Annotated in this window: 24 protein-coding genes; 11 read left to right on the forward strand and 13 right to left on the reverse strand. The window is 62.4% G+C overall.

What is annotated here, in order from left to right; all coding sequences use genetic code 11:
* Window positions 1–11 precede the first annotated feature (11 nt).
* The 3 genes from BLV27_RS09720 to BLV27_RS09730 all read left to right on the forward strand — a co-directional run bounded on the left by BLV27_RS09720 (window position 12) and on the right by BLV27_RS09730 (window position 2,582).
* The gene (locus BLV27_RS09720; protein WP_092645384.1) at window positions 12–626 is read left to right on the forward strand and encodes a chemotaxis protein CheW; all 615 of its coding nucleotides are present in this window, start codon (window positions 12–14) and stop codon (window positions 624–626) included.
* 182 nt (window positions 627–808) lie between these two features.
* Complete coding sequence (locus tag BLV27_RS09725) at window positions 809–1,516, forward strand: CheR family methyltransferase (protein WP_170831411.1); 708 nt, start codon at window positions 809–811, stop codon at window positions 1,514–1,516.
* 4 nt (window positions 1,517–1,520) lie between these two features.
* On the forward strand, window positions 1,521–2,582 hold the full coding sequence (locus BLV27_RS09730) for a protein-glutamate methylesterase/protein-glutamine glutaminase (RefSeq protein WP_092645388.1): 1,062 nt from the start codon (window positions 1,521–1,523) through the stop codon (window positions 2,580–2,582).
* Between the two features lie 25 nt (window positions 2,583–2,607).
* Here the strand turns inward: BLV27_RS09730 and BLV27_RS09735 are convergent, their stop codons facing one another.
* Window positions 2,608–2,973 (reverse strand): response regulator, encoded by a 366-nt coding sequence (locus BLV27_RS09735; RefSeq protein ID WP_092645390.1) that lies wholly within the window; start codon window positions 2,971–2,973, stop codon window positions 2,608–2,610.
* A 321-nt stretch (window positions 2,974–3,294) separates the two neighbouring features.
* Between BLV27_RS09735 and BLV27_RS09740 the strand changes: the two genes are divergently transcribed.
* Window positions 3,295–4,809 (forward strand): hypothetical protein, encoded by a 1,515-nt coding sequence (locus tag BLV27_RS09740; protein ID WP_211605500.1) that lies wholly within the window; start codon window positions 3,295–3,297, stop codon window positions 4,807–4,809.
* A 610-nt stretch (window positions 4,810–5,419) separates the two neighbouring features.
* On the opposite strand, the gene BLV27_RS09745 is transcribed toward BLV27_RS09740, so the two are convergent.
* From BLV27_RS09745 to BLV27_RS09770, 6 genes are read right to left on the reverse strand one after another with little or no spacing between them, the layout of a single operon-like run.
* Window positions 5,420–7,135 carry an ABC transporter substrate-binding protein gene (locus tag BLV27_RS09745; RefSeq protein WP_092645394.1) on the reverse strand — a complete coding sequence of 572 codons (1,716 nt, stop codon included), beginning with the start codon at window positions 7,133–7,135 and terminating at the stop codon, window positions 5,420–5,422.
* A gap of 33 nt (window positions 7,136–7,168) precedes the next feature.
* Window positions 7,169–7,444, reverse strand: coding sequence for a DUF2160 domain-containing protein (locus BLV27_RS09750; RefSeq protein WP_092645396.1), 276 nt, complete (start codon window positions 7,442–7,444; stop codon window positions 7,169–7,171).
* Window positions 7,445–7,456: 12 nt separating this feature from the next.
* Entirely contained in the window at window positions 7,457–8,347 is an 891-nt protein-coding gene (locus tag BLV27_RS09755; protein ID WP_425283653.1) for a carbohydrate ABC transporter permease, read from the reverse strand.
* On the reverse strand, window positions 8,347–9,219 hold the full coding sequence (locus BLV27_RS09760; protein ID WP_092645398.1) for a carbohydrate ABC transporter permease: 873 nt from the start codon (window positions 9,217–9,219) through the stop codon (window positions 8,347–8,349). The genes BLV27_RS09755 and BLV27_RS09760 overlap by 1 nt, the downstream gene beginning before the upstream one ends.
* A complete protein-coding gene (locus tag BLV27_RS09765) occupies window positions 9,216–10,301 on the reverse strand; it encodes an ABC transporter ATP-binding protein (RefSeq protein WP_092645400.1) in 1,086 nt (361 codons plus the stop codon). Before BLV27_RS09765 ends, BLV27_RS09760 begins: the two co-directional genes overlap by 4 nt.
* Before the next feature lie 10 nt (window positions 10,302–10,311).
* Window positions 10,312–11,400 carry an ABC transporter ATP-binding protein gene (locus tag BLV27_RS09770; protein WP_092645403.1) on the reverse strand — a complete coding sequence of 363 codons (1,089 nt, stop codon included), beginning with the start codon at window positions 11,398–11,400 and terminating at the stop codon, window positions 10,312–10,314.
* A 484-nt stretch (window positions 11,401–11,884) separates the two neighbouring features.
* On the opposite strand from BLV27_RS09770, the gene parA reads away from it, so the two are divergent.
* A complete protein-coding gene (parA, locus tag BLV27_RS09775) occupies window positions 11,885–12,523 on the forward strand; it encodes a ParA family partition ATPase (RefSeq protein WP_092645405.1) in 639 nt (212 codons plus the stop codon).
* A 6-nt stretch (window positions 12,524–12,529) separates the two neighbouring features.
* Here the strand turns inward: parA and BLV27_RS09780 are convergent, their stop codons facing one another.
* The 3 genes from BLV27_RS09780 to BLV27_RS09790 form a co-directional block, all read right to left on the reverse strand.
* Window positions 12,530–14,521, reverse strand: coding sequence for a capsular polysaccharide biosynthesis protein (locus BLV27_RS09780; protein ID WP_092645407.1), 1,992 nt, complete (start codon window positions 14,519–14,521; stop codon window positions 12,530–12,532).
* Window position 14,522: 1 nt separating this feature from the next.
* The gene (locus BLV27_RS09785) at window positions 14,523–15,641 is read right to left on the reverse strand and encodes a polysaccharide biosynthesis/export family protein (RefSeq protein ID WP_092645409.1); all 1,119 of its coding nucleotides are present in this window, start codon (window positions 15,639–15,641) and stop codon (window positions 14,523–14,525) included.
* A 103-nt stretch (window positions 15,642–15,744) separates the two neighbouring features.
* Window positions 15,745–17,028 carry a capsule biosynthesis protein gene (locus BLV27_RS09790; RefSeq protein WP_092645411.1) on the reverse strand — a complete coding sequence of 428 codons (1,284 nt, stop codon included), beginning with the start codon at window positions 17,026–17,028 and terminating at the stop codon, window positions 15,745–15,747.
* Between the two features lie 132 nt (window positions 17,029–17,160).
* On the opposite strand from BLV27_RS09790, the gene BLV27_RS09795 reads away from it, so the two are divergent.
* On the forward strand, window positions 17,161–17,763 hold the full coding sequence (locus BLV27_RS09795; protein WP_092645413.1) for a riboflavin synthase: 603 nt from the start codon (window positions 17,161–17,163) through the stop codon (window positions 17,761–17,763).
* 45 nt (window positions 17,764–17,808) lie between these two features.
* Here BLV27_RS09795 and BLV27_RS09800 read toward each other — a convergent pair whose 3' ends face one another.
* The gene (locus BLV27_RS09800; protein WP_092645416.1) at window positions 17,809–18,432 is read right to left on the reverse strand and encodes a LysE family translocator; all 624 of its coding nucleotides are present in this window, start codon (window positions 18,430–18,432) and stop codon (window positions 17,809–17,811) included.
* Between the two features lie 103 nt (window positions 18,433–18,535).
* On the opposite strand from BLV27_RS09800, the gene BLV27_RS09805 reads away from it, so the two are divergent.
* From BLV27_RS09805 to BLV27_RS09825, 5 genes are all read left to right on the forward strand, one after another.
* Window positions 18,536–19,096: a hypothetical protein gene (locus tag BLV27_RS09805; RefSeq protein ID WP_092645418.1), complete on the forward strand. Its 561-nt coding sequence runs from the start codon at window positions 18,536–18,538 to the stop codon at window positions 19,094–19,096.
* Window positions 19,097–19,275: 179 nt separating this feature from the next.
* Window positions 19,276–20,409: a 3,4-dihydroxy-2-butanone-4-phosphate synthase gene (gene ribB, locus BLV27_RS09810; protein WP_092645420.1), complete on the forward strand. Its 1,134-nt coding sequence runs from the start codon at window positions 19,276–19,278 to the stop codon at window positions 20,407–20,409.
* Window position 20,410: 1 nt separating this feature from the next.
* The gene (locus BLV27_RS09815) at window positions 20,411–20,956 is read left to right on the forward strand and encodes a 6,7-dimethyl-8-ribityllumazine synthase (protein WP_092645422.1); all 546 of its coding nucleotides are present in this window, start codon (window positions 20,411–20,413) and stop codon (window positions 20,954–20,956) included.
* Window positions 20,957–20,987: 31 nt separating this feature from the next.
* Window positions 20,988–21,470: a transcription antitermination factor NusB gene (gene nusB, locus BLV27_RS09820; protein ID WP_092645424.1), complete on the forward strand. Its 483-nt coding sequence runs from the start codon at window positions 20,988–20,990 to the stop codon at window positions 21,468–21,470.
* A 205-nt stretch (window positions 21,471–21,675) separates the two neighbouring features.
* The gene (locus tag BLV27_RS09825; protein ID WP_092645426.1) at window positions 21,676–21,894 is read left to right on the forward strand and encodes a tautomerase family protein; all 219 of its coding nucleotides are present in this window, start codon (window positions 21,676–21,678) and stop codon (window positions 21,892–21,894) included.
* Window positions 21,895–21,898: 4 nt separating this feature from the next.
* Here the strand turns inward: BLV27_RS09825 and BLV27_RS09830 are convergent, their stop codons facing one another.
* Window positions 21,899–25,516, reverse strand: coding sequence for an efflux RND transporter permease subunit (locus BLV27_RS09830; protein ID WP_092645428.1), 3,618 nt, complete (start codon window positions 25,514–25,516; stop codon window positions 21,899–21,901).
* A gap of 1 nt (window position 25,517) precedes the next feature.
* Window positions 25,518–26,966: an efflux RND transporter periplasmic adaptor subunit gene (locus tag BLV27_RS09835; RefSeq protein WP_092645430.1), complete on the reverse strand. Its 1,449-nt coding sequence runs from the start codon at window positions 26,964–26,966 to the stop codon at window positions 25,518–25,520.
* Between the last annotated feature and the right edge of the window lie 21 nt (window positions 26,967–26,987).

Here is a 26,987-nt window from a genome sequence, read left to right on the forward strand (position 1 = left end):
AGCAAGCGCCGATGCCTAGCGATTTGCCAATCAAGAACAGGATGATGAACATGCAGCGTCAAGCAACTGCGTTGAAAAACGCATTGATACCATGGGATCCGCTCTCGGATATCGGCCAAGTCGAAGGCATAAATCCGATTATCTCAGAGGGGGAGGCGCGTGCCTTTCTGATCTTTAAGCTAAGTGGTCATTGGCTTGCATGTGACGTTGCTCAGGTGAGGGAAATCTTGGCCGAACAGACGGTGACCCCGTTGCCGAAGACTCCTTCTGAAATAGAGGGCATGATCGATGTCCGCGGCAGCGGGATTGCAGTCGTTGATTTGGCCCGCCATTTGGGTTTCCCCCCGGCGGGGCGGGGGACTGTGACCCGAATTATCGTTTTCGAGGCGAACACGGATAAAGGATCCCCGATCCCGATTGGCGTTCGCACAGACGAGGTGCGGGACGTTCTGGTGTTGGGCGCTGGCGAGATTGAAATGGCCCCGCAAACGTTGGGATCATGGGATCGTAGAGCGGTGATGGGCGTGGCGCGGATCGACAACAAGATTGTGATCGTGATGGACATGCGGGCCGTGTTTGAAAACGCCTCCCCATCGATCGACGCGGACTTGTTCGACTTTGTATGAGTGGGAAAGCGCAAAGGGAGTCGCCATTGCGGCCCGGCGACGTGTCAACGTCCGACATCAATTATCCAACAGAAAGAGAAGCACGGGTCATTGTTGAAGTCGCGCATCGTGCCGCTGGGCTGCACCTTGATCCGCGCCGAATTGAGTTCCTTCACCAGCGTCTTGCCCGGCAGGTGGCCACTATGGGCCAGACAAAATTTTCCAGCTATTGCAGGCTTTTGGAAATGTCCGGGATGGGGGGGGCAGAGATCCGGTCTTTCGTCGAGGCGCTGACAACCCATACGACCTCATTTTTTCGGGAGCAGCCACACTTCGATTGGCTCGGTCGGACCGGCTGGGCTGATCTGATCGAGCGCGGGGCGGGGCGAGACTGGCCTCTCGTGGTTTGGAGCGCAGCCTGCTCAAGTGGACAGGAACTCTACAGCGCGATGATTTCCCTCATTGAGCACTCGGACGAGATTGGCACGCCTGTTCGTATGGAAGGGCTCGGAACCGATATCTCTACCCGAATCCTGCAGAACGCGCGGACTGCGGTCTATCCACGGGCAGATGTCCGCGGTTTGGATGAGGCGCGGCACCGGCGGTTTCTGATGCGTGCCAAGGACGGATCCGATCGATTTCGCCTCACGCCAGAGTTACGCAATCTTTGCCGTTGGTCTTACGCCAACCTGACGAATTTGGTCAGTGACGGCCCGCCGCAAGCTGATGTCATAATGCTGCGCAACGTTTTGATCTATTTCGATCCGTCGACGCAGGTTCAGGTTGTGGATGCTCTGGTCCGACGATTGCTACCCGGCGGCATCCTATTGACAGGGCATACAGAATCTCTGCGAAGCAGGCATAGCGGATTGCTTGCGATCGGATCGTCGATCTATCGAAAGGAATTCTGAAGCCATGGGGCGTATTAAAGTCTTGATCGTGGATGACAGTGCCGCAGTTCGCGAAGCAATGTCAGCCCTTGTGCGAAGCGCTCCGGATCTGGAGGTCATGGCGACGGCGGCTGACCCAATCCGGGCCGCCGAGTTAATCCGTAAGCAGGTGCCGGACGTCATTACACTTGATGTGGAAATGCCGCGAATGGATGGGATCACATTTTTGCGCCGCCTGATGAGCCAGTACCCGATCCCTGTCTTGATGTGTTCGTCACTGGTAGAGCCGAATTCTCAGACACTGCACGAAGCTTTGGCCGCAGGTGCGGTCGATGTCATCTGCAAGCCGCAGTTGGGCGTCAAGGGGTTCCTGAATGAAAGCCGGATCGAGATTTGCGATGCGATCCGTGCCGCGGCCAGTGCGCGTCAAGTTCGTGTTCCTTCTGTGAAGGCGCAGCCGCGACATTCCCCCGATGATGTTCTTGCCGCACCTGGTCGCTATGCGATGACAAAGACAACCGAAAAGGTCGTAGCGGTCGGCGCTTCCACAGGTGGAACGGAAGCATTGCGGTTTCTTCTTGAGTCGATGCCGCTGAATTCCCCTCCGATCGTGATTGTCCAGCATATGCCAGAGGCTTTTACGCGCGCGTTTGCGAAACGGCTCGACAGTGTTTGCCAGATCACTGTCAAGGAGGCCGAAACGGGCGATCGGCTCCTGCGGGGGCAGGCCTTGATCGCACCCGGCGGACACCACCTCATCGTTACACGGCACGGGGCCCAATATCAGGTGGAGGTCCGCGATGGGCCGCTGGTCTCTCGCCATCGGCCGTCAGTTGACGTTCTTTTTCGATCTGTTGCGCGGGCCGCGGGATCGAACGCGGTGGGTGTTATCATGACGGGAATGGGCGATGACGGGGCCATCGGACTTGGAGAAATGCACCAAGCTGGAGCGTGCACCCTAGGTCAGGACGAAGCGACCTCGGTTGTCTATGGTATGCCCCGCGTTGCATTCGAGCGCGGGGCCGTAGATAAGCAGCTGCCGCTTGATGGGCTCCCCGCCGGTATTTTGCGCGCCGCCGGCCCCTGACAGGGGTGTCAACAGCGCGTCGCGCCTAGCCCAGAAGCTTCCGGGTCACTGCAATAAGTTTGTTGGCGTCAAAGGGCTTGTTTATCCATCCGGTTGCCCCGGCAGCTTTGCTTTGGGCCTTCATTTCCGGCGCGCTTTCGGTCGTGAGCAGGACGATTGGCGTCCCGTCACCGATCTTGTCCGCGCGAACCTTTGTAATGAAAGTCAGTCCATCCATAATCGGCATGTTGAGGTCCGTAATCACGAGGTCGGGCTTTTGATCGCGCATCCGGTCATAGCCTTCCGCGCCGTTTTCTGCCCCGATCACCCGAAATCCTTCGGGCTCAAGCGTGAATGCGACCATGTCTCGGACGGCCTTGCTGTCGTCGATGGTAAGAATTGTTTTTGCCATTTGCTTTCCCGCTGCCGGTGGAATGCGCGCCGAAGGCGCAGTTCAGTTGCTCTCCACGACCTACATCGATTTGATGAATAAAGGGTGGAGACCGTAGTTGCCGCCCCACCGGGATAAAGACCGATTTTTAGCGTGTTCTTAAGACCTGAAGGGCAGAAGGGGCTCATACCTCGCTGCCTTGGAGTTTCAATGTCCTCATCGCTTGCCCAATTCGACCCGTCGGCACAGTCCTACGCTGGAAATGGGCTGACGCAGGCAATGGTCGGTGAGGGCATCGCTGCATTTTCCGAGATTACGACCGGGCTGATGGAAATCCGAACGTTGCAAGCGAAGATGACGGATAATCTCGCGGCCTTCTCGACACTTGTCAGGCAGGGGACTGAAGACGATGGTGCCGGTGCCGAAGACCAGATCAAGGAGGTCGAGGCCCGCATGACAGGAGTAATTCGGGCGCTCAAAGACATCGTCGAGGGAAGTCGGAGTGCCAAGGATCGCCGAGACGCGATGGAAGCGGAGCGGAGCCTTCAGATGATCCTGCAAGTCAGTCGAACCCTTGGTCCCGTGATAACGCTGGCTCGTACGATCTCGGCGTCGGTCAAGACTGGCCGGTTTGAGGTTTACCTAGCTGATCTCGGCGAGATTGCGGATCGAATTGAAACGGTTGTCGGTGCTGTTGTTGACGAACTCTCGACTTTGGACCGACGGCGTGGACGTGTTGAAAACAGCTGCGACGCCGCAGCTGGGGGGCTGCAGGGGTCTCTGCCGTTCATGTCGCAACAACGTGCCGAGATAGCAAAGCTGAGTGCGACAGAAATCGATCTCGCCCGTGATATCGATTTGCGGGCGGCGGCGCTGTCTCAACAATGTGGCGTACACTTAAAGGCATTTATCGTTGTCATCCAGTTCTCTGATCGAATGGCCCAACGGTTGGATCATCTCAAGCAGATTTGCGACTGTAATCTTCCGGGGCTGAATCGGCTTCGGCGAGGTCAAGCAAGTGATATCGCGAGTGACATTCGTGATACCCGGGCCGAACTTAGGGCGATCATAGAAGGGCTTACAACTGCGGCCAGAGGGAGTGCGGACCTGTTCTCTTCGGGGGAGATTGCCGGAACCATTGAACAGAGCATGAACCGGCAAGCTGACATGATAGACACGATAGGCGAACGCCTTGCGGCAACGGAACTAGCATTTCAGGATGCCAGGCTAGACGTGAAGGCCCTTGCGTTGTCAGATGCGGCGGTCACCCGTGGCCTTGATAGCATCAAGAGCGCATCTCGCGATATTCGGACTGTCAGTATCAACTCCGCTCTGATGGCGTCTCAATCGGGCACCACTGCAAAGGCTCAAGTCGTTCTGTCCGCAGAGGTTCAGGAGATCGCGAAGAACTCCGTTCGGGCCACGATCGGCGGGAGTGCTGCCCTCGAACGCCTGACGTCGCGGAGCATCCGTAGACAGGAAGCATTTCTTGCGCAGGGCGAGGCTCTCGCTCTTTCCATGGAAAACATTCGGAGCGGGCGGTCCGATTGTGGTAGACGGCTGACTGTCTTGTTCGATCTTCAAGAAAAGGCCGGCGAGGAAACCCGCGTCCTTCTCGGTAAGCTTTCCGCAGTCGTGGAAGATACAACCCGGCTCAATGTGATCTTGGCCGAACTCGATGCGCTCGCGGCGCTTCCGGACGACGATGCTCCGCCGGCTGAGGACCTGATTGACTGGGCTTGGGCGCTTTATACGATGGACCAAGAGCGTGCCGTTCACGCGGCGCTCTACAGCACACCGGAAGGGCATTCTTCATCGGCACCCGAGGGCGATGACATCGATGATCTTCTATTCTAGCGTCGATGCAAAAATGTGCTTCAAGGCACCGATCCGCCGCCATCACCCAAGGAGAGAACACCTCAATAATAGCGCAACGGCTTCCCTCGCAAAGGGCCGTGAACCGCACGTTTCTTGCTTCGCGCTGCTTTATTTGGTTCACTTCAAGATAGAATACGATGTTGACCGCCTCCAACTCAAGCGAGGTGCTAGGCCCGTTTAGCGCGTTACTCCACGAGCCCTCGGATGTGCGAGCACTATTTCCCATGGAACGGTCGCATTCCTGATGTGCGTCTCCACCGAGAATCCTAACTTAAATCCCGTCTGCACGGGTTCGGCCAATTTTTGACCGGCTGGCTGACCGGCTGACGTCATGACGGCGGAAGGGGGCCGTCATCTTGGTACCCAGACGATGACGCGCGTTGATGATGACGCAGCGTGCTTCGCGCGTGGAGCTTTGGGGCAACGGGTTCTATGGTTGGCGCTTCAGACGAAAGCGCGCTGACCTCTGATCAGTCGCGAAGGCGTCGTGCAACTGGTGCGTGGGTCGACGCTGCCGATTTTAACTGACTGAAAGTGCGCAGGTGTGCCCGCGAAGGGGCGGGGCCGGCGAACCGGCCCCGCGTCTGGCTTAGTTCCAGGACTGGATGAGCTCATCGTAGGAGATGGTCATCGGCTCTTCGTCCTCGTTCTCCAGCTTGGCATAGGGCGCACCCGGCTGTTCGAACCAGTACTCGGCGTCCTGCTCTTCGTTCAGGACGGGTCCTAGGTCACCTTGGACACCAGCCCGCTCAAGACGCTCAAGCACGCGCTCCTGATCGGCACAGAGTGAATCCAGCGCCTCCTGCGGGGATTTTGCACCGGACATTGCGTCGCCAATGTTCTGCCACCACAGCTGAGCCAGCTTCGGGTAGTCGGGCACGTTCGTCCCGGTCGGCGACCACTGAACGCGGGCGGGCGAGCGGTAGAACTCGACCAGACCACCTAGTTTGTCGGCACGCTCCGTGAAGGACTCGTGCTGGATCGTCGACTCGCGGATGAAGGTCAGACCCACTTGGGACTTCTTCACGTCCACCGTCTTGGACACGACGAACTGGGCATAGAGCCATGCGGCTTGCGCCCGGTCGACAGGGGTAGACTTCATCAGCGTCCAGGACCCTGCGTCCTGGTAACCGACCTTCTGTCCCTCTTTCCAGTAGACGCCGTGCGGGGATGGGGCCATGCGCCACTTGGGCGTGCCGTCCTCGTTCATCACGGGCAGACCGGGCTTCACCGTGTCGGCCGTGAAGGCGGTATACCAGAACATCTGCTGGGCGATGTTGCCTTGCGCGGGGATCGGGCCGGCTTCGCCGAAGGTCATGCCGGCTGCGGTGGGCGGCGAGTACTTGTTGAGCCACTCGATCGCCTTGGTCACGGCATAGACGGCCGCGGGTGAGTTGGTCGCACCACCGCGTGCCACGCAGGAGCCGGTGGGCTGCGAGTTCTCGTTTACGCGGATGCCCCATTCGTCGACGGGCAGGCCGTTCGGTTCACCCACGTCGCCCATTCCGGCCATGGACATCCATGCGTCGGTGTAACGCCAGCCGAGCGACGGATCCTTCTTGCCGTAGTCCATGTTGCCGAAGACTTCACCTTCGACGCCCAGACGGCTCAGGTCACGGCCGGTGAAGAACTCGGCTATGTCCTCGTAGGCGGACCAGTTCACCGGAACGCCCAGTTCGTAGCCGTACTTCTCCTGGAAGTCGGCCTTGTTCTGCTCGTCGTTGAACCAGTCGTACCGGAACCAGTAAAGGTTCGCGAACTGCTGGGTCGGCAGCTGGTAGAGCTTGCCGTCCGGCCCGGTCGTGAAGCTGGTGCCGATGAAGTCGGCGACGTCCAGCGTGGGCAGGGTCACGGCGGCACCTTCGCCAGCCATCCAGTCGGTGAGGTTACGTACCTGCTGGTAGCGCCAGTGGGTGCCGATCAGGTCCGAGTCGTTGACGTAGGCGTCGTAGATGTTCTCGCCCGACTGCATCTGGGTCTGAAGCTTCTCGACGACATCGCCCTCGCCGATCAGGTCATGTGTGACCTGGATGCCGGTGATCGCGGTGAAGGCCGGGGCCAGGACCTGCGATTCATACTCGTGCGTGGTGATCGTTTCCGACACGACGTTGATCGACATGCCCGCGTAAGGTGCTGCGGCATCGACGAAGAACTGCATTTCGGCTTCTTGTGCGGCGCGGTCGATCGAGGACATATCGCCGATCTCCGAGTCGAGGAACGCGCGTGCCGCGTCCATGTCGGCAAAGGCTGGCGCGCCGAACAGCGCAAGCCCTAATGCCGTGGTTGTGGTAAAGATCTTGTTCATGTCTTTCCTCCCTTGGTGACAATTATTGGCGCGTCAGACCCAGCGGAACACCGCTGCGGCGTAGACGGCACAGACGACCAGCGCGCCCAGTTGGGGCAGTCCGCTGAGACCGAGCCAGGCCAGGTTAATAAAGGCCGAGCCCAGAAGCGTGATGAACAACCTGTCACCCCGCGTCGTTTCGATCCGGAGAATGCCGGTCCGCGGCGTCTCCGGGAATTTGATCGCAAGCACTGTGAAAACCAGCAGGATGCCCGCGATGATGATAAAGAAGAGCGCTGTGGGCCAAGTCCAGGCCATCCAGTCAAGCATGGTCAGTTCTCCTCAGACGCGGCCCAGGGCGAAGCCCTTGGCGATGTAGTTGCGCACGAAATAGATGACGAGTGCGCCGGGCAGGATCGTCAGCACCCCCGCGGCGGCCAGCACACCCCAGTCGACGCCCGATGCCCCCACGGTGCGGGTCATGGTCGCCGCGATTGGCTTGGCATCGACGGCTGTCAAAGTGCGCGATAACAATAGTTCAACCCATGAGAACATGAAGGCGAAAAACGCAGCGACGCCGATCCCGCTCGCGATCAGGGGCATGAATATGCGGATGAAGAAGCGCGGGAAGGAGTAGCCGTCGATATAGGCTGTCTCGTCGATTTCCTTAGGCACGCCGCGCATGAACCCTTCCAGGATCCACACGGCCAGCGGAACGTTGAATAGGCAATGCGCCAGCGCGACCGCGATGTGCGTGTCGAACAGGCCGACCGAGGAATAGAGTTGAAAGAACGGCAGCGCGAAGACGGCTGGCGGGGCCATCCGATTGGTCAGCAGCCAGAAAAACAGATGCTTGTCGCCCATGAAGCTGTAGCGGCTGAACGCATAGGCAGCGGGCAAAGCCACGACCAGCGTGATCGTGACGTTCATCGTCACGTAGATCATCGAGTTGATGTAGCCCATGTACCAGCTGGGGTCCGTCAGGATCGTACGGTAGTTCTCCAGCGTCAGGTCATTCGGCCAGAGCGTGAAGGACGAGAGGATTTCCGTGTTCGTCTTGAGCGACATGTTCAGCAGCCAGTAAAGCGGCAGCAGAAGGAACAGCAGATAGAGTCCCATCACCACGGCCGAGCCGCTGGGCCGGAACTGGCGGCGCGTGCGCGCGCGCGGCACGGAGGCGGTCATCTTGCCGGGCAGTGAAGCCGCGCCGGGAGCCTGTGCGGTATCGGACATCAGACACCATCCCTTTTGTCGAGGTTCGTCATCACGGTGTAGAACACCCAGGAAATCAGCAGGATCACGAGGTAGTACATGATTGAGAACGCCGCCGCCGGGCCAAGGTCGAATTGACCGAGGGCCATCTTAACAAGGTCGATCGACAGGAACGTCGTCGAGTTGCCGGGGCCACCGCCGGTCACGACGAACGGCTCGGTGTAGATCATGAAGCTGTCCATGAATCGCAGCAGGATCGCGATCATCAATACGCCCATCATCTTGGGCAGTTCAATGAAGCGAAAGACCTTCCAGCGGCTTGCCTGATCGATCTTGGCGGCCTGGTAGTAGGCGTCGGGAATGGATTGCAGACCAGCATAGGCCAGCAGCGCCACCAGCGACGTCCAGTGCCAGACATCCATCACGATGACTGTCGCCCAGGCGGCGTAGAAGTCCTGGGTGTAGTTGTAGTCGATGCCGATGGCGTCCAGCGCATAGCCAAGCAGGCCGATGTCCACGCGCCCGAAGATCTGCCAGATCGTGCCAACCACGTTCCACGGGATCAGCAGGGGGAGCGACATCAGCACAAGGCAGAGCGACGCCCAGAAACCCTTCTTGGGCATATTGAGCGCCACGAAGATACCCAGTGGAATCTCGATCGCCAAGATGATGGCCGAGAATACGATCTGACGGCCAAGCGCCTGCCACATCCGGTCGGACTCAAGCATCTCGCGGAACCATTCGATGCCGGCCCAGAAGAACTGGTTGTTCCCGAAGGTGTCTTGAACCGAGTAATTCACCACGGTCATCAGCGGGATCACGGCAGAAAACGCGACCAGTACCAGAACCGGAAGAATGAGGAACCAGGCCTTCTGATTGACGGTCTTGTTCATGCCGCTTCCCCCTCGGGCTTGATGCGCCAGCTATCGGCGTAAACGTTGACGCCCTCGGGGTCGAAAGTGATGCGGTTGGCGTCCGCAGGGATTTCCTCGCTTTCGCCTATGATGATGTTCACTTCTGTCCCGAAGACATCCGCGCGAACAATCTTGTGGCGACCGACATCTTCCACACGTTTCACGCGCGCCGGCAACCCGGCATCGCCCGTGGTCAGGCGTGTGAATTCAGGGCGAACGCCGACTTCGATCTTGCCGCCGGGCGTTCCGAATCCCCGTCCGAGATCAACCTGTGTACCGCTGATCACGGCGCTGGTCCCCGAAAGCGTCGCGTCGAGCACATTCATGCCAGGCGAGCCGATAAAATAGCCAACGAAGGTATGCTCGGGTCGCTCGAACAGCTCCTGCGGCGTGCCCATCTGCACGACGCGACCGTCGTACATCACGACCACCTTGTCCGCGAAGGTCAGTGCCTCGGTCTGGTCATGGGTGACGTAGATCATCGTGTGGCCGAACTCGTGGTGCAGCGATTTCAACTGCGTGCGCAACTCCCATTTCATATGCGGGTCGATCACGGTCAGCGGCTCGTCGAACAGCAGCGCGTTCACGTCCTCGCGCACCATGCCGCGTCCCAGCGAGATCTTCTGCTTGGCATCCGCTGTCAGGCCGCGCGCCTTGCGGTTCAGCATGTCCTCCATGCCGATCATCGCCGCGATCTGGTTCACGCGATCCTTCACATATGCTGCATCCGCACCCCGGTTGCGAAGCGGGAAGGCAAGGTTATCGCGCACGGTCATCGTGTCGTAGACGACGGGAAACTGGAAAACTTGGGCGATATTGCGCTGCGCCGTCGGAGCGTCGGTCACGTCCTTGCCGTCGAACAGGATGCGCCCCTGGCTGGGGTGCAAAAGGCCGGAGATGATGTTGAGCAACGTGGACTTGCCACAGCCGGAGGCTCCGAGAAGTGCATAGGCCTCCCCATCGCGCCAGTCATGGTTCAACTCCTTGAGGGCGAAATCGTCCTCTCTGCTTGGATTAGGCAGGTAGGAGTGTGCAAGGTTGTCGAGGGTGATCTTGGCCATGTCGTTCCCCTCAGGCTGCTGCGGCGTAAGCGGCAGGCGCGACCAGCGCCCCGCTCTCTGCGAAGATATAGACGTGGGCCGGGTCAAGGTAGGCCTCCACCTGGCTGCCCAGCGTCAGGTTGCGTACCCCATGAATCAGCCCGACCCAACGTTCACCTTCGTGGTCGAGGTGCACAAAGGTCTCGGACCCGGTGATTTCGGTGACTGCGAGTTTCGTCTTGAATTCCAGCGCGGTCTCAACGTGACGCGACAGCTCCAGGTGATTGGGGCGGAAGCCGGCCATGTAGGACCCGTCGGGAACCTGCGCCAAGGCATCCGTCGCCGGTGCGGTCTGGTTGTTGCTGAAGAGGAGCATGCCGTCTGATTTGCGGATATTCATGAAGTTCATGGGTGGGTCTGAAAACACGCGCGCAGTCGTGGCGTCCACCGGCTTGCGATAGACCGAAGGCGTTGGCCCGAACTGCGTCACCCGGCCTTCCCAAAGTGTGGCGACATTCCCGCCAAGCAGCAGTGCCTCCTCGGGTTCGGTCGTCGCGTAGACGAAGATGGAGCCTGCTTCCTCGAAGATCTTGGGAATCTCGGCGCGAAGTTCCTCGCGCAGTTTGTAGTCCAGGTTCGCCAGCGGCTCGTCCAGCAGGACAAGTCCGGCGTCCTTGACCAGCGCGCGCGCAAGGGCGCACCGCTGCTGTTGGCCACCGGACAACTCCAACGGTTTGCGGTCCAGCATTCCGCCAAGCTGCATCAGCTCCGCGGCCTTGCGGACCGACGCGTCGATCTCGTCCCTAGACTGGCCCAGCAGGCGCATGGGGCTGGCAATGTTGTCGTAGACGGTCATCGAAGGGTAGTTAATAAACTGCTGATAGACCATCGCGACGCCACGGTCCTGCACGCGCATACCGGTCACGTCGTCACCGTTCCATATAACGCGACCGGTGTTCGGGACATCAAGCCCCGCCATCAGGCGCATCAGGGACGTCTTGCCCGAAAGCGTAGGGCCCAGCAGAACGTTCATCGTCCCTGGCTGCAACGTCAGGTCGGTCGGATGGATATGAACCTGACCATCGACCGCTTTTGACACGCCCTCGAACACCAATGACATTTGAGCTTCTCTCCCCGATGAGTCGTTCCGGACGCCACGTCCCATAAACTCCGACGTTTCTGGACTTGCACACAAAGTGCATCACGCTAAGCGTATGACAACGTCGCCTCCCAGCACCCTCGTCGCGGAGACAATACCATATTCTGAAACCTGTCAATTACGAACTTTCGTTTGTGTTCGTAATCGCGGTGTTCGCAAGTCTGACAAGGCGAGCGTGGAAGCTGAACAAATGAAGTGCGGTTGGCTGACATTTAAGCGCTTTGGGTCGCTGATCTGTGAGCCGTTGGTTTCGTTTTTAGATATCCCCTCGCACAATCGGAGCAAAAGCGAATTAAAACGAACATTTGACCGCGTGGGGTGACATCGGGTGAACTATCCCGGTGCGCGATACGGCCCAGCAACTGCGCGCGATTCACCCCGCGTTGACGTTCGATGGCTTCTGACGCATCTTCATGCCGCGCTGCAGCATTGCCCGGAGGATTCCATGGCGACAATTATTACCATCGCACAGCAGAAGGGCGGGTCGGGCAAAACGACGTTCACCGCGCACGTCGCCTGTGAACTTGCGGCGCGGGGGCACCGGGTTGCGCTGTTGGATGTCGATCCGCAGGGGTCTCTCGGGCGTTGGTTCATGACCCGCTATGAACGCGCGGATGGATTGAAGGGCGATATCACGTTTTCAACATCGTCGGCTTGGGGCGTCACGTTTGAATGCTCCAAGTACAAGGACGACTACGATTTCATCCTTATCGACACACCCCCCAAGATCGACAGCGACCTGAAGCCCGCGCTGCGGATCGCGGACCTGGTGCTGGTTCCGGTCTCTGCCTCCGAGGTTGACCTGTGGGCGACGGAGGGCGTGCTGGAGCTGGCCGCGCGCGAGAATAAACGCCCACTGGTCGTCCTGAACCGGGCGCGGACAGGGACAAAGCTTTCCACAAAAATTTTGGAGGCCCTGTCAGGGCTGGAGGCGGGCGCGGCAAAAACTGTCCTCGCTCAGCGCGTCGCTTATGCCGAGTCACTGGGTCAGGGGCAGGGAGTCTGCGAGTTTCCGGGGGGCAAGGCCGCAGCGGAGGAAGTTGGCCGGCTTACAGACGAACTTCTGGCCCTGCTGGATACCTGAATCACATCATCGCCAAAGATGCGCATAGGAGGCGAAGACGCCCTGTGCCTTGGCCAAAAGGCGATTGCCAGGACCTAGCGATGGCATCGGGCCGTGCGCTAGACGGTGCACAATGGCTTCTGGCGGGGCGGCGGTGCCGATGACCGGGTCGAAATATCTCGGATATTCAATGAGAACGGCGTGGATCAGCGCGTCCAGAGACGGGCGCGCGGCACGCCGCCGGGCCGGTGTGCGGCCAAGATCCTTGGTCAGGCCCCAACCGGCATAGAACGGTGCACCCAGCGTGATGACGGGCGTTTCTCGCAACAGGCCTTCGAACCCCAGCAGCGAGGTCATCGTCCAGATGGTGCTGGCCCTTTCGATCAGGGCGATGGGGTCGGCGTGTGATGCCACAAGGTCGGCATCCGCAGCAGAAATGTGCCCGTTGCGCAGGCCCGCCTCCACGTCGGGATGCGGCTTATAGACGATGAAGGCGTCGGGGTTTGCCTTTCGCACAGCGGACAGCAGTGAATTGTTATCAGCTACTTCAGTGGCCCCCAGTCGGATCGACGCATCATCTGCAACCTGTCCCGGAACAAGAACGATATCTCCGGCAGGCAGCTCGGGCATCGCCCGGTCCAAGTTATATTTCGACAGGCGTTCGGCGACCACGGCGGCCCGCAATCTTGCCGCGCGGATCAGGGCGTCGGGGGGCAATCTGCTGGCGGCGACAATCGCGTCTTCCAAGTCTGACGGGCGGGTGGGGTCGAAGTACATGCCCTTGCTGTCCAGCACGAGCGACAGTGGCGGGATCAGGTCGGCACCCAGCCCGCGGGAGCGTAGAAAGCCGTCTTCCAAACGGGTGACGGGCGGGTGATCCACGGGTGATCCACGTCCGACGTCGTCGATGACATCCGCCGCGCCCCAGACCAGCGGGTGCCGCGCCGGGTCGGGGCTGTAGCTCACCCGGTGCGATAGGAACCGGCGCAGCGGCGCGCGCTTCCACAGGCGCATGTCGGGTGCGGACCAGCCGTCACGATCTTCGCGCCAGGCCCGCGCCCGCGCCTCAAGGATGCGCACCACATCAACGGGGTCGCAAAGGCAGTCGCGATGGGGGTCGTACCATTTCGGATAGAGGACCATCGTTCCCGCAAACAGCTGAACCCGCGTCAGCTTGCGGTGGCGGCGGTCCAGCGGGTTGCGGTCGTCATCCAGGCCCCAGCCGGAGTAGAATGGCTGTCCGAAGGTTATGGGCCGGTGTCCGTGCAGGATTGCTTCGAACCCCATCTGGCTGCTGACGGTGTAGACCTTCACGGCCCCTTGCAGAAGTTTTGCTGGCGGCAGGGGCCGGGTCTCCAGTGCCGCCCCGAAGATCGCGTCGGCATCGGAGTAATGCCCCTCGCGATGACCCTGGGTGGTTTCGGGATGGGTCTTGATGACGATGCGTGCGCCGGGGTTTTCCTCGCGGGCGATCAGGAGCATTTCGCGGAAGGTGCTCTCGCTCGCCCCGCCCAGGCGGATCGAGGCGTCGCCCCGCGTCTGATCCACGACAAGGACATAACCGGGTGCGGGCGCATCAAGGTCGCATTGGGTGGCCGCGTATTTCGTGACGCCGGACCGGGCCCATTCCTCCATCAATAGCCGCGTACGCCCGATCAGGTCGCCGTCGTCGAAATCATGCGTCGCCAGTATGGTTTCCAGATCGGACGGCGTCCTGCTGTCGAAGTATGCGGCGCGTCTGTCGATGGTCAGAGACATGGTCGGTTCCCGGTCACGACCGGGATGGAGCGAGCGCAGGAAGCCGTCTTCGAAGCGAAGGATCGGCGCATTATAGCGGGTTGCGACGGCCTCGGCCCGCGCGCTGGTTCCGGCATGGCCCCAGGCGGCGACCCACTCGCCGGCGCGGGGCAGACCCGGACGTAAATTGATACCGGCCAGCCACGCGATACGGCGAATGCGCCGGTTGAAGAACCCGCCCGAGACGAAGCGCGCCGTCAGCGGCGTCTCGGGCGGGGTCATGTCAGTTTACGCCGACGGTGCCGGCTGCCGATGTGATCTGACCCAGCGAGCCGAAGACGGCGGCGACCGACCGGTTCCAGGCCACGATCGGCGCTTCGGTGACGTAGATCGTATCGCCGTCCCGGATCACGAAGTCGCGGGCGTCGAACATCCCGTTGGGTTCGGTCAGGTCGAGGACATAGACGACCCGCTGTGTTCCGATCAGGTCATCACGGCCCATCAGGGTCCGCGCGATTTCCTCGGGTTCGTTGCGGAAGACGAAGACGCCCGTGGGGTTCGCCAGCATCGGGTTCAGGCCGCCGACCTGGGCCAGTGCCTCGATCGCGGTGATGATTTCGGTCTGAAACTCCAGTCGGGTCTGGGCACCGGTCGCCCCGAGTACGGAAAATGCGCGCGTATCCTCTTCCACGAAAATGGTGTCGCCATTGCGCAGGGCGATATCCATGCCTGGGTTCTTGAACAGGTCAGACAGATAGGCGGTTTCGGTTCGGTTGCCGCGCTTGACGTTGACCAGCGCGATGTCGGGCGGGATGGCCACGCCCCCGGCGGCGGCGATCATGCCGGTCAGGGTGCGGGTGGGGCGTTCGATCGGGAAGACGCCTTGGCTACTGGTGCCGCCTACGACATTGACGGTTGCACCGTCGCCGGCCAACCGCCGCACGACGACTTGTGGGTCCGGCGTCTGCTCGTCCAGGCGGCGCGTGATCAGCTGGCGCAGGGCCTCGGGCGTCTGGCCGGCGGCGCGCAGACGGCCCGCGTAGGGGATGAAGATCATGCCGGACGCGTCGACCTGCACTTCGTCGATCAGCGAGGCGGAGGCCCCCGCGTTGGTCAGAAGACCGTCCTCGACGTTTTCGTAAATGATCAGGCCAAGCGTGTCGCCGGGTCGAATCGTGTCCGCCCCCAGTACGCCCGCATGGCGAAATTCGCTGCTGAAGCCCAGGGCGGGGGTGATGGCGGTGGCCGCGGTGACGCGCGGGTTCACGCTGACGATGAAGGCATCGCCGCCGTTCATCACGCTGCCCTGGAATATTTCGCGTTTGTTAGGACCGGACCGGGGCAGCGTCCCGCAGGATGCCACCAGGGTCACGGCCAGAAACAAGGCGAGAGATCTCGCCATCCGGGTTGCCTGTTTGCTCACGTGCTCTGCCTTTCGCTGTGCCTTTCGGTCCTCTTGTGGGGGTTGTCCCCCATCCGGGTCCTTGGGCTTCGGGTAGTGTGCCCTATCCGGACACGAGTTTCAAATTCTGCCGGGGCGCGGGTTTGCCCATCGCCAGCCGGTCGTAAGGGTCTAGGTCGGACAACATCATGTCGACCACCTGGCGCAGGAGTTGTCGTCTCCCGCGCGCAGAATAGAAACCGCCGGCGACCTGGCTGGTCTCCAGCAGGTAGTGGCGGTAGTCGCGATACGCCCGGCTGTCGGGGCGCTGCGGGTCGGCGAAGAACTCGGCCACGGGTTGGTCGCTGACGAACTGCGGCTTGTCATAGACCGACCGGCCCAACGCCTTGACCGGCAAGCCGCGCCAAAGTGCCTGCTGGGCGGCGGTGGAATTGACCGTGACGGCGCTGCGCGCTTCGTTCATCAGCCCGGCCAGCTTGCCGCCGCGCAGGTAATGGACGCGACCGTCCAGCCCGTATTCCCGCACCAGTTGCCGGATCGTCGCCATGACCGGCGCGCGTCCGTCCTCCAAGGGGTGGGCCTTGAGAACAAGGTGATGATGCGTCGGAGCTCCCTTGGCGAAGGCTTCGACGACCTCCTCCAGGAATTCGATCATCGACGCGTAGGGCGAGTGCGCGCGGAAGCTGGAGTCATGCTCCAGTTGCATCAGGCACAGGTGATAGGGGAAGCCGCCGTGGGTGATGCGCCGGGTCGAGATCTTCCGTTGCAGCGCGGTGAGGGGCATCGTCAGAAGGCGGCGCAGGTACAGGCGGAATTCCTTGAAGACCGTGATGTCCCGATGCGGGCGGTATGCCCGGTACTTGCCCGGCCGCGACACCACGAACCAATGATAGAGCATGCCGTAGAACACGTGGTGGCGCATGTCGCCCCAGTGGGCGGGCGCGTCGGGCAGGTCGAGATCCAGCTCGGCCAGCGCGGCCTGCATGTCCGGGACGGACTTGTCCATCAGGCGGGAATGAGCGTTGGACCCGCCCCGTTCATAGCTGACCCACCAGGGTCGGAGGTAGCCTTCCTCGAAGACGTGCACCTCGATCCCACGGGCGCGGGCCACCTCGATTGCCTGCGCGTGAAGTGTGCGCACGTCGCCATATACAACAAGGTCGGTTATGCCCTTGTCGGACATCAGGGTATCGCAGGCCGCGGCCCAGTCGTCGGGTGCGCCGTGGTACGGAATATAGCTGCTGCGGTGGAACCAGAACGCATCGTCCCCGCGGTTGAAGCCGACGCGCCATGTCTCGCAACCCGCCGCCCGGAGCAGAACCCCCAGGCGGTGGAAGAAGGGCCCGTGGGGCCCCTGAAGAAACAGAAATCGACGCGTTGGACGCATTTCGCCCCTCAGAATTGTTGCGACATCTATCGGCCGCTCCGTTGGCACGGGAAAGGCGCGAATGTGTCGCGAATGGGGCACTTGCGGCATCTGCGCCACGGGTCTAGCTGATGGAAAACCAACGGAGGTCCCATGTTCACAGGCATTGTCACCGATATCGGAACGATCCGCGTGCTGGAGAAGCGGGGCGACCTGCGCGCCCGGATCGGCACAGCCTACGATCCGGCGGGCATCGACCTGGGGGCCTCGATCGCCTGCGACGGATGCTGCCTGACGGTGGTGGACCGGGGCCGAGACGGCCATGGAGGCTGGTTCGACGTGGACGTGTCGGCGGAAAGCCTGTCGAAAACGGCACTGGGGGCCTGGGAGGTGGGCGCGCGCGTAAATTTGGAGCGATCCCTGAAGGTGGGTGACGAACTGGGCGGGCACATTGTATCGGGCCATGTCGACGGCACCGCGACGATCCTTTCAATCACGCCCGAGGGCGATTCCATGCGCTACCTCTTCGAGGCCCCCAAGTTGCTGGCCCGGTTTATCGCGCGCAAGGGGTCGGTCGCGTTGCAGGGCACGTCGCTGACTGTGAACGAGGTCGAGGGTGCCACCTTTGGCGTGAACCTGATCCCGCATACGCAGGAAGTGACAACTTGGGGCGGAATGAAGGCCGGGGATCTTGTGAACCTGGAGATCGACACGCTGGCCCGTTACGTCGCACGGTTGGCCGAAGCGGACGCCTGAGGCGGCCGGCGCGCCGGTGAGTATTTGTGAAGCAGAGATCCGGGCCTACGCGAGGCGTGCCGTCAGGATCTTGACCCCGGCGAGGCCGAAGCACGCCGCGAAGGCCGCCTCGAACGGGCGGCGCAGGCGGATGTAGGCCCGCGTCATCGCCGGGACCGAAAAGAGCAGCGCGTAACCGTGGAACGTCAGGGCGCTTTGCAGGCCAACGGCGGCGATGACGATCATCAGTTGCGCGGGAGACGCGCCCGGCGGGATGCCGATGGCATAGAGCGAGCCGAAGAACAGGATCGCCTTGGGGTTGGTCAGATGCAGGGCGAGACCCTTGAGGAACAGGCCGCGTATCGTCCCCGCCATGGCCCGTGCCTCCAACGCCTTCGGTGAGAGGGCACCGCGTGCCGATTTCAGAGCAAGCCAGAGCAGATAGCCCGACCCGATGTAGCGGATCACCTCGAACATCCACCCATTCGCAAGCATCACCGCGCCAAGACCAAAGGCCGCGGCGACGGACCACGCAAGCGAACCGCAGGTGATCCCGGCCGCCAGCGCCAGACCCGCACGACGTCCGCCGACAGGCGACATCGACGTGCCCGCGATGGCCAGCGTGGCGGGGCCGGGGCTGGCCCCGGCGACCAGCGCCGCCAGCAGGATCAGTGTCAGGTTCACATCCATGCGCGGTCTTCCCAAGGCTGAAATATCAGGCAGTTTCAACCGGACTTCATTTCCTTGCCCATGTCCATCTTGCGCAGCGCAACGCTTCGTGCGCCAATACGGCATGACAGACGATATTCCAGGCATTGGCCACAATTCGGGCCAGGATTTCAACGGCTACACCGGTCGCCTGCACCAGTGGCGCAAAGCACGTCGTGCGCTGATCCCGAACACTATCCCGGTGGAGGTCGTGCGGATGCGCGTGCGTCGTGCGGCGGCGATCGGTCTGGACTACCACACCTATGCGTCGATCCGTGCGGGGACGGGGCGGGACATCACGGCCCTGCTGTTTTCGTCCAACGCACTGGGCATGATCCGGCGGGCCGAGATGGAGGCCGCTCGGGCCGCGAAACTGGCGCAGGTCGCGGCGGAGCGGGGCGCGTTGCTGCACCGGCCTATCGTGATTTCGTCGCATCCGAACCTGGAGTTCACCGTCGAGGCTCCGCTTTTCACTGAAAGCTGGTCGCAGATGCGGGCGCGCCTGCGGGCAGTGCTGCGCGACCGTGGGCTGCCGGCGGATGCGGTTCTTCTGGTCGGGGACACGGCGTTCGAGGAAAGCTGGTGCGCGGCCCTGCGCGCGGGCGGCTATCTTTCGGCACAGCGGTATTTCGGGACGACCGCATGATGTGCCATTGCCGTTGTGCCCGATGAGCCGGGCGATGTCCGACCTTCCGCCGCGTGGGACGCCCGCAATGGTGCGCAAACTGCGGGCCAGTTGAGCGGACGGAACGCCGCGTTTCGGGCACTTCCTCTGGCCCTTTGGGGCTTCGGGGCCTAGATCGTCTCCAAACAGGAGGTGCGCCCATGGCCGAGCCCATTCCATTCGAAGCCCCCGGACCCGTCGAGAACGAGTTCCGTGACGTGATTTCCCCGATCGAGGACATCATCGATGATGCCCGCAATGGCCGGATGTTCATCCTTGTCGATCACGAGGATCGCGAGAATGAGGGCGATCTGGTCATCCCGGCGCAGATGGCTACGCCCGATGCCATCAATTTCATGGCGACCTACGGGCGGGGCCTGATTTGCTTGACGCTCACCGGGGATCGGATCGACGCGCTGGGCCTGCCGCTGATGGCGTCACAAAATTCCAGCCGCCACGAGACGGCGTTCACCGTTTCCATCGAAGCGCGCGAAGGCGTGTCGACGGGCATCAGCGCGGGCGACCGGGCGCGGACCGTATCGGTGGCGATCGACGCCAGCATGGGCGCGCAGCACATAGCCACGCCGGGCCACGTCTTTCCGCTGCGGGCGCGCGATGGTGGCGTTCTGGTCCGGGCCGGACACACCGAGGCGGCAACGGATATCGCGCGGCTTGCCGGGTTGAACCCGGCGGGCGTGATTTGCGAGATCATGAACGACGACGGCTCCATGGCGCGCCTGCCGGACCTGATTGCCTTCGCGCAGCGGCACGCGCTGAAGATCGGGACCATCAGCGATCTGATCTCCTATCGTCGCCGCAACGACAATCTCGTGCACGAGGGGGAGGCGCGTTCCGTTACCTCCAAAGTGGGCGGAGAGTGGCAGATGCGCGTCTTCACGGACGAGACCCAAGGTGCCGAACATATCGTTCTGAGCAGGGGTGATATCGGCTCGGGTGCGCCGTTGCTGGTGCGGATGCATGCGATGAACCCGTTGGAGGATGCGCTTGGCATCGGTGACAGCGACCTGGCCGGCGCAATGCAGGTCATCGCCGACGAAGGGCGGGGCATCGTGGTCTTGCTGCGCGATACGGAGATGAAGCTGGACGCGGACGGTGTGAGCCCGCGCAAGTTGCGTCAATACGGACTGGGCGCGCAGATCCTTGCCGCGCTGAACGTGCACGAGATGGAGCTGGTGACGAACTCGGGCGCGCCGCGCATCGTCGGGTTGGAAGCCTATGGCCTGACCATCATCGGTACGCGCCCGATTCCCAAGACGGTTCAACAGGAGAACTGATATGGCGGGACATTCCGACAACGAACTGCCGCTGCCGGCCTTCGATGAACCCTGCAAGGTGCTGATCGTGATCGCGCCTTATTACGGCGACATCTCCAAGGCGCAGTTGGATTCGGCCCGTGGCGTGCTGGAGCGGGCGGGCGTCGCGCATGAAACGGTCGAGATGCCCGGTTCGCTTGAACTCCCCACCGCCATTGGAATCGCGCACCGGCAGTCGGATTTCGACGGCTATGTCGCGCTGGGCTGCGTGATCCGGGGGCGGACCTCGCATTACGACGTGGTCGTAAACGAAAGCGCGCGGGCCATTGCGACGCTGGGCCTTGCCGGGGCTTGCATCGGGAACGGCATCATCACCGTCGAGAACATGGAGCAGGCCGAGGAGCGGGCGGACGCGGACAGGCTGAATACGGCCGGAGCCGCGGCACAGGCCGCGCTGCATCTGATCGCGCTTCAGCGATCGATGAAAAAGTCGAACACCGGCATCGGATTCAAGCCCGGCAGCTTTCAACATGACGCCGTAGGCAAGACAGGGCCCACCGTTGCTTGACGCCCCCGCCGGGCGGGCCTAGGTCGCGCGCATGGATCAGATGACCCCAGACGAGAAGCGCGCGCTCAAGCGCCGGATGAAATCCGCGTCCCGGCTTTATGCCGTACAGGCGCTGTTCCAGATGGAAGCCATCGGGCAGACCTTGGACAAGGTGCAGGTGGAGTTCGAGACGCATCGCTTTGGCATGGTGACCGAGGAGGGAGCCTTCGAGGAGGGCAACCCGACCCTGTTCCGCAGCCTGTTGGAGTCGGCGGTCAAGCTTCAGGCGAAGATCGACCAGATGACCGATCGGGCACTGGTGGCGAAATGGCCTTTGGGCCGGATCGACCCCACGCTTCGCGCGCTGTTCCGCGCCGCCGGCGGTGAAATGCTTGACAGTGACACACCGCCCAAGGTCGTGATTAACGAATTCGTCGAAGTCGCGCGTGCCTTCTTTCCCGACGGCAAGGAAGCCGGTTTCGTGAACGCCGTGCTGGACCACATGGCGCGAGAGGCCAAGCCGGACGCGTTTTGAGGCGATGAGGCTGGCATTGCTGGGCCAGGTACGGGGAGCGTAGCCCAATTCCGTTCAGGTGGACCGAATCGACCGCATTCCGTAGTGTGCCAGCACCCCAGGCTGAAAGCCGACGCCGCGCGGTCCTTCGACTACAGGTTCGAAGTTTGGACACCGGCGGCTCCGGTCGCGGGTATTGCGTACCGTCAGAAATTCGGAGAGCCTCATGCCTTCAATCGATATTCAGCTTCTGGAGGGTGTGTTTTCAGACGCTGAGAAAGCAGAGATCATTCGCCGCGTGACAGATGTCTTAGGCGCGGTTGGCGGTGAGGCGATCCGCGATGGAACATCGGTCCGGGTTCACGAGGTTCGCAGTGGCTGCTATGGCTACGCCGGGAAGGCCCTGACAACGCAGGATGCGCTGGCGATGCGCGCCCGCGGATGACGATCTAGGCCGACCGACGGCGCGGCAGGGACAGGCCCACGATCAGCCAGGTCAACAGCAGCAGGCCCGTTGTGCCCGCCATGAAGACCGCGAAGACCGTGGGGATGCCTGGGTCCGCAAGGATTGGTTGCAGGGGGGGCAAGACCTCGCTGGTGATCAGCCGATAGCCCAGCGTGGCAAAGCCCCAGATCGCGATCACCGTGCCCAGCGACAGACCGACCAGACCCGCCCCACGACCGCGCCGCCGCAAGGGCAGACGCAGCAGTCGGCGCAGCGCCGTGGTCAGGCGCGCGACATCGTTCCCCATCAGTAGGATCGCGGGCACCAGAAGCACCACCAGCACCATCCCGAAGCCCAACCCATAGGCCAGCGTAATGACGGTGGGCCGCAGGAACTGTGCCTGGCTGGAAGATTCGTAGAGCAACGGTGCAAGGCCCAGAACAGTCGTGAGAGTCGTCAGCAGGATCGGTCGCAGACGGTCGCAGACGGCATCCACGATGGCCGGTCGCAACGCACGGTCGCGGGCGTAGTCGTCCACCGTCGTCACCAGAACGATCGAGTCGTTGATGATGATGCCGGTCATCCCGATCAGGCCCACGACCGAGAACATCGAGAGCGGAACGTCCCACCACCAATGGCCCCAGACCGCCCCGATCAGGCCGAAGGGAATGACGGCCATGATTACCCCGGGGCGCGTCCAGCTGGAAAAGATCCAGGCGAGGACAAGGTAGATGCCCAACAGGCACGCCACGAGGCCCAGGGTCGCGTCGGTCAGGAAATCGCGTTCCTGTTCGGCAAGGCCGCCCTGTTCATAGGCGACCTGATGGACGGAGGCGATTTCGGGCAGGATTTCATTTGTCAGGGCCGCGCGGATGGCGTTGGCACGGGCGGCGTCGTCCTGCGTGATGTCGCCCGACACGGTCACGATCTGCACGCCGTTGTCGCGCCGCACGGTTGCGAAACCGGATTGCACCTTGACGGTCACGATGTCTGAGAGGGCCACGTCGCCACCGGACGGCGTGGTCAGGCGCAGCGTGTCGAGGAAATCGGCGCGGACTTCGCCTTCGGCCAGTTCCACGCGGATTTCACCGGTGCGGGGGCCGGCCGGGAAGGTCGCCGCCTCGATGCCGTTCAACCGATTGCGCAGGGTCCGGCCCAGCGTGTCGATATCGAAGCCCAGGGCCTCTCCCTGCGGTGTCAGGTTCAGGATCAGTTCGTCCTTGTCGAAGGGCAGGCTGTCTTCCACGCCCGATACCTCGGGGAATTGCAGGACCGCCAACTTCAGTGCATCCGCCGCAGCCTTCAACGTGGCCGAGTCCGCGCCGTAAAAGTCTACCGAGAGGGCATCGCCGCCGGGTCCGGACCGCCAGCCGCGAAAGCTGATCTCTTCGGTCAAGGGGAGTTGGACGGCGGCTTCCTGCAATTCCTCAACGAGCTGAAAACTGGAATAGGGGCGCAGGTCGGCGTCGATCAATTCGATCGAAATCGCGCCCAGCTGTTCCGGATCCTTATCATCGGCAGATGGCAGGGGGCGGCCGGAATTACCGCCGATTTCGGCCAAAACGTACGCCAGCGGGTTGGTGCCGTGGCGCTCGGCATAGTCTTCGCCCAGAGCCATGGTTGCGCGCTGCAATTCGCGCATCTGTGCCAGCGTGTCGGCCCGCGTGGCTCCGTCGACCATGGCAAAGTTTCCAGTCACCGAACCCCGCTCCGGTGCGTTGAAGAAACGCCACTGGACGTCGCCCCGGATGAACAGCGCAGCCTGCGTCGAAAGCAGGACGACCGCGACCGCCGCCACAGGGTAGCGCGCCCAGAGGGCAAAGCGGACCAGATGGCGGAACACGCGATCACGGGTCCAGTTGAAGCCCCGGGTAACCGTGTGGGAGACGATATCGACGCCGTGGGTCGAAAGCCGTGCGAGCGTGCGCTGTGTCGCGTCGGGGCCGGACAGGAATCCGCTCCATATCAGCACAGCATAGACACCCCCGAGAACGACGACGACGAACGGGACCGAGAACGCCACCGCAAGACTGTCGTCGATCAGGCCCAGAAGTTCTGCGGCAAGGGTCAAGCCGAAGGCAAGGACCAGCGCCAGGACCGGCAGCAGGATCGCGGCCGCCAGCGCGCCGGTTGCCGCGCGCCATGCGCTGAACCCGCGGGGCGCGCGCGAGACCAGTGCCCCGGCCATATGATGCGGCAGGATCAGGAAGCACTCGATCAACGAAGCGATCAGAACAACGATTACGGTGAAAGGGATGTCGATGATTAGGTCCCCGAACCTACCACCGATGGCCACAAGTCCGAAAAAAGCGATGACGGTCGTCAGCGTGGCCGAGAAGACAGGCGTGAACATGCGCCGGGCTGCTTTTTCGGCCGCCGTCTTCGGGTCTTCGCCCAACCGCGAATGGCGAAAATCGGCGTGCTCGCCCACGACGATCGCGTCGTCCACGACAATGCCCAGCGTGATGATCAGCGCGAAAAGCGACACCACGTTGATCGTGATTCCCGCGACCCACATCAGTGCGATTGCCGACAGCATCGCGACAGGGATACCGGCCGCGACCCAAAAAGCCGTCCGTGCGTTCAGGAACAGAAACAGCAGAGCCACAACCAGCCCCAAACCCATCAACGCATTGTCGATCAGCAAGCCGATGCGCCCTGTGATTGCTTCGGTCCGGGTGCGGATCAGTTCGATCCGGGTGCCCTGGGGGGCTCCTTGGAGAACGTCGCTCGCCACGGCTTCGACCTGCTTTTGCAGGCCGATGGCGTCCCCTTCGGCCGAGCGGTCGACGCGCACGCTGATCGCGGGGTTGTCGCCCACGAAATAGGCCCGCTCCCGGTCGACGCCGCCGGACGTGACGCGGGCCACGTCGCCGATGGTGAGTGCGGTGCCGTCGGTTTTGCGGCGCAGTACGATGCCGGCGATGTCTGCGGTCTCGCGCCGGGCGGTGCCGGTGCGGACGCGGGCGTTGGCCCCCGTCACGTCGCCGGCAGGATCGGCCTGCGCCTCGGATCCGATGGCGGCGGCGATATCGGCCATGGTCAGATCGTGGCGGATCAGGTTCGCGGTCGGCACCTCGACCAGGACTTCGGGGGCGGCGATGCCCCGGACCGAAGTGCGCGTCACGCCCGCGGCGAAGAGTTGCAGGACGAACTCGTCGGTGATGCGTGCAAGTTGGTCCACGCCGACCGGGCCAGTCACGATCACATCGGTCACACGGTCGCGCCATCGGCCCTGCCGGACCACGGGGTCGTCGATCCCCTCGGGCAGGGCAGAGACGCCGTCGATTGCGGCCTGCACATCGTCGGCAGAGGCCGCAACGTCCAGGCCCGGTTCGAATTCCAAGGTGATCTGTGCCGACCCCTCGCGGGATGTGGCGGAACTTTCGGTCACACCTTCCACCGCCAGCAGGGCGGGTTCGAGCAGTTGTACCACGCCCCGGTCGACGTCCTCGGCCCCTGCACCGTCCCAACGGACGGATACGGCTATGTCGTCCACGATTACGTCGGGAAAGAACTGCGCCCGCATGTTCGGGATCGCCATGATCCCCGCCGCGATCATCAAAACCAGCAGCAGGTTCGCTGCTGTCCGATGGCGGGTGAAATAGCCAATTATGCCCATGTCAGCCGCCCATCCGGGATTCTAGCCTTTCGACTATTTCCGCTGGTACTTCCTTATCCTCCAACTGTGGCAGAAGGCGGGCCTTGCGTCCCTCGGGAATCCGTGTGTTGGCCTGGACATACGCCTTGAGGCGCGCGCGCCGTTCCGGGTCAAGTGTGACCAACGCCGGAGGCGCGAGTGCGGCACCGGGGCGCAGCGGGCGGACTTTGATGCCTGATCCAAGGGCGGGTGTACGTTCGGCCACCACGTCGCGCCCCTCCAGAGGCCCGGAGACCAGAACGTCGTCGCCTTGTCGGCGCAACAACTCGACCGCGATTTCTTCCAGGCGGTCGTCTTCGGTCAGGGCCAACACTGTTGATTGCGGCGACAGGGCCGTCGCGGGCAGGCGGATCGCATGTTCGATGGCGGGCTCCTGAACTTCGACGCGCAGGAAGTCGCCGGGGCGAAACCCCTTGGCCTGATCCAGTGTGGCGAAGACCCGGCGACCGGTCTGGCTTGCGCCGACTGTCGCGCTCTCGCGGGTGATGGTGCCCGCTGCGGCCAGCGACAGGCCTTGCACATCCAGCACCGCGCGGATCTGCGCGCCGATGAGTTCGCCCCGCTCGTCCAGAAGGCGCGCGTGCTGCGCCGCTGAAAGGCTGAAGATGACCTCCAGGTCGTCAGGATCGATCAGCGTCGCGACCTTTTCGTTGGATGACACAAGGCTGCCGCGCAAAACGGAAACCTCGCTCAGCTGGCCACCGAAGTCGGCGACGACCGTGCGATCAGTCAGGTCGCGGCTGGCATTGTCGAGGGCGATTCTTGCCCGTTCGATGGCGAGACGGGCGGTGTCGATCCGGGTTTCGGCCTGGGCGATGGATCCGCGGCGTGACAGGATGGTCTGCTCCGCCGCCGAGAGCGACAGTTCCGCCGTCTCTACCGCCGCCGTCGATCCGACGCCGCGTTGCAACAGGTCTTTCTGGCGGCGAAGGGCGGCGGCTTGCAGGTCGCGCTGCGCTTGCGCGCCGACCAGTTCGGATCGGGCTAGCGTCAGCGCCCGTTCGGCGTCGCGCAGCTCGGCCTCGGCTCCGGCCAGTTCGGCGCGGGCGACCGAGAGGTCGGCCTCAGCCTCCGACGGATCTATGCGCAGCAGAATCTGGCCCGTGGTGACGGTTCCACCGTCTTCGAACCCGTCGGCCAGTTCCACGATGCGACCGGCGGATGGCGCGCGCAATTCAAGAACGCGGCGCGCCCGAACTTCGCCGAAGGCAGTCATGACCGGAGTGATTGAGCCGGGCGTCGCGGCGATGACGTTCGCGGCAAGTACGCGTTCGCGCGCGGGCGGGCCACCCGTCTCGCGTGTGCGACGATCTTCAAGCGCGGAATACGTGATCTGCGCCGCCCACCCCAGCAGTCCCGCCGTCAGGGCGAGCAGGAACAGGCCGACAAGGCTTCGTCCGAGAAAGCGCATTGGAACTCCGAACGTGTTGTG

Source organism: Jannaschia faecimaris, from assembly GCF_900107415.1.
Taxonomy (GTDB): domain Bacteria; phylum Pseudomonadota; class Alphaproteobacteria; order Rhodobacterales; family Rhodobacteraceae; genus Jannaschia; species Jannaschia faecimaris.